Source organism: Oleiphilus sp. HI0117, from assembly GCF_001635235.1.
The window spans coordinates 1-3,508 of the sequence record NZ_LWGA01000741.1 but is presented as its reverse complement, the minus strand read 5'-3'; the positions used below and the strand labels follow the sequence as shown (position 1 = coordinate 3,508).

General features: G+C 46.6%; 2 protein-coding genes. Both read left to right on the top strand.

What is annotated here, in order from left to right; translation table 11 throughout:
• Position 1 precedes the first annotated feature (1 nt).
• A complete protein-coding gene (polA, locus tag A3757_RS11485; RefSeq protein ID WP_231878259.1) occupies positions 2 to 2,695 on the top strand; it encodes a DNA polymerase I in 2,694 nt (897 codons plus the stop codon).
• Positions 2,695 to 3,508 (top strand): acyl-CoA dehydrogenase family protein (locus A3757_RS11480; RefSeq protein WP_068739660.1); only part of this gene is annotated, 814 nt, incomplete at its 3' end. The genes polA and A3757_RS11480, both read left to right, overlap by 1 nt.

Genomic DNA, 3,508 nt, shown 5'->3' with positions numbered 1-3,508 from the left:
TTTGGTGGATGGATCATCTTATTTATTCCGGGCTTTTCATGGTTTACCTCCTTTAGTTAATTCTAAAGGCCAGCCAACCGGAGCAATTAAAGGTGTGATCAGCATGCTTAGAAGGCTGGAAACCGACTATCCAGGCTCTAAAGTAATTGTGGTTTTTGACGCTAAAGGTAAGAACTTTCGTCATGAAATTTACCCTGACTATAAAGCGAATCGTCCACCGATGCCTGATGATTTACGTTCTCAGATCGCGCCGATTCACGAGATCATTGAAGCAATGGGTTTGCCTTTACTCATCATTCCTGATGTCGAAGCGGATGATGTGATTGGTGCCTTGGCGCATCAGGCAACGCAAAAGAAGATCGATGTGGTGATCTCAACTGGCGATAAGGATATGGCTCAGTTAGTGACAGAGCATGTGACGCTGATCAATACCATGACCGATACCAAAATGGATATTCAAGGCGTCGAAGATAAGTTCGGCGTTCGCCCTGATCAGATCATTGACTACTTAGCTTTGGTTGGCGATTCGGTTGATAATATTCCCGGCGTGCCGAAGTGTGGCCCGAAGACGGCGGTAAAGTGGTTAACGGCTTATGGTAGCATGCAGGGTGTTATTGATAGTGCCGATGAGGTGAAAGGTAAAGTTGGCGAGAACCTGCGTGATAGCTTATCGTTTCTACCGATGTCTTATGAGTTGGCAACGATCAAAACTGAAATAGATTTGCCGGAAGCGCTAGAGGATATCAGCCACAAAGAAACTGACCACCGACGATTGTTAGCACTATTTAGCGAGTATGAATTCCGGTCTTGGGTCACTGCCCAAGAAAGAGCCTTGAACAGTGCGGGAGATGATGCGGAACAAGCAGAAGAGCCGGTAGTTGAGCATAATTGCGACTACCAGACTATTCTTGACAAAGATGCGTTTGCGCTTTGGTTTAACAAACTTAAGTCGGCGGACTTATTTGCTTTTGATACCGAGACCACCAGCCTCAACTATATGGAAGCCGAGGTGGTAGGTGTTTCCTTCGCCTGTAATGCAGAGGAAGCAGCTTATGTGCCTTTTTGTCATGATTACTTGGATGCGCCCGAGCAGTTAGATAAAGATTGGGTACTTGATCAACTAAAGCCACTTCTGGAGAGTAGTGAGCAGCTTAAAGTTGGCCAAAACCTGAAATACGATAAAAGTGTATTGGCCAATCATGGTATTGAGCTTCAAGGTATTGCGCACGATACGATGATTGAATCTTATGTGCTGAACTCCACGGGAAGTCGTCACGACATGGATACTCTGGCCGAGAAGTACTTGGGCAGAAAAACCATCCACTTTGAAGATATCGCCGGGAAGGGAGCCAAACAGCTTACCTTCAACCAAATAGCTCTAGAGCAAGCCGGGCCTTATGCCGCAGAAGATGCCGAGATTACTTTGGCGCTTCACCATGCAATCTATCCGCAATTAGAAAAGATTGAAGGGCTGGCGAAGGTTTATCATGAAATAGATAAGCCTCTGTTGTCGATTCTGTCAAAAATAGAACGCACAGGTGCGGTGGTTGACGCTCATATTCTAGGGCAGCAGAGTCAGGAATTAGCCGAACGAATTGTTGAGCTAGAGCGTGAAGCTTATGACTTGGCGGGTGAAGAGTTCAACTTAAGTTCACCAAAACAGTTGCAAGCGATATTCTTTGAGAAACTAGGGTTGCCGATCATCAAGAAGACGCCCAAGGGTCAACCTTCAACCGCCGAGCCGGTCTTACAGGAATTAGCACTTGACTACCCGCTGCCTAAGTTAATTCTTGAGCACCGTAGTCTGGCAAAACTCAAGTCGACTTATACCGATAAACTTCCGCAGTTGATTAATCCGGGAACAGGGAGAATTCATACTTCTTATCATCAGGCTGTCACCGCGACAGGGCGTTTATCTTCTAGTGATCCGAACTTGCAGAATATTCCGATTCGAAGCACCGAAGGTCGAAAGATTCGTCAGGCTTTTGTTGCACCCGACGGTTATAAGCTTATCGCAGCCGACTATTCGCAAATAGAACTGAGAATTATGGCGCACTTGTCTCAAGATAAGGGCTTGTTGGAGGCATTTGCTCAAGGAGAAGACGTACACCGTGCGACTGCTGCAGAAGTCTTCGATGTTTCTGTTGAAGAGGTGAGTGCTGATCAGCGCCGCAAAGCCAAAGCCATTAACTTTGGTTTGATTTACGGTATGTCGGCATTTGGTTTGGCGAAGCAAATCAATGTATCTCGAAAAGAAGCAGCGCAATATATTGATCGTTATTTCGAACGTTACCCAGGTGTACTTGAGTACATGGATAGAATCCGGGCTCAAGCACATGATGATGGTTATGTCGAAACCGTTTTTGGTCGTCGTTTATATCTTCCTGAGATAAATGCTCGAAATAAAATGCTTCAGCAAGCAGCAGAGCGGACGGCGATTAATGCACCAATGCAAGGTACGGCGGCAGATATTATCAAAAAGGCGATGATAAAGGTCGATGCCGCACTTGAAGGTGCTGGTCTTGACGCAAAAATGATTATGCAGGTGCATGATGAATTGGTGGTTGAAGTCGCTGAGGGCCAGGTTGAAGGTGTCAAAGCTTTACTGATTGAAAATATGATGTCTGCCGCAGATCTTGATGTTCCGCTTATTGTTGAGGCTGAAGTAGGTGACAATTGGGATCAGGCGCATTAATGAGTGACTCCCAACGCATACTTGAATCGTTGCTTAAGAACGATACAAAGCTTTGGCAGGCGATGCCGATGTCAGAATGGTTTGCTCATTTCAAACAAGCTACAGGCAGCTTTTCCAACTCGATTGATCGGGCGATACTAGCAGGCAGAATGAGTGCCAGTGTCGGTTTTGCTTTTGCAGGTGCATACCAGTCTGCTATCGAAGCGCTTTTTGGTTTGGAGGAAGCCCTACTGGCTTCGGTGTGTGTGACGGAAGCAGGAGGAAATCACCCTCGTGCTATTAATGCCCGGCTTTATACAGAAAAGGCGCAGCTCTATCTCTCAGGAGAGAAGTCTTTCGTTTCGGGAGCCGAAGATGCCGGCATGATTTACGTTGCTTGCCGAGATGAGCGTAGAGGAGATGGCCTTGATTTGTCGGGCCGCCCTCTGATTAAAGTTATCGCCTTAAATACGCAGCTTGAAGGAATTGCGATTCAGGAGATGCCGTCTCTCGGTTTTGTGCCTGAAATCAGCCACGGAAAAGTCATTCTTGACCGAGTCGCTATCAAGGAAAGTTATATCTTGCAGGGGGATGGCTACCTTCAATATGTAAAGGCCTTTCGCACTTATGAAGACTTGCATGTGTGTGCCGCGATTGCCGCTAACCGTATGGCCGAAGCCATTGCTTCAGATTGGGGGCAAGGCGCAATTGAAAAACATATCGCGCTAATACTGTCACTGCGAGAAGTGAACGCCATGCAACTAGATTCTTCTGCGGCACATATTGCCTTGTCTGCTTGTCGCTCACAGCTGAATGAACTAATCGCTGCAACGA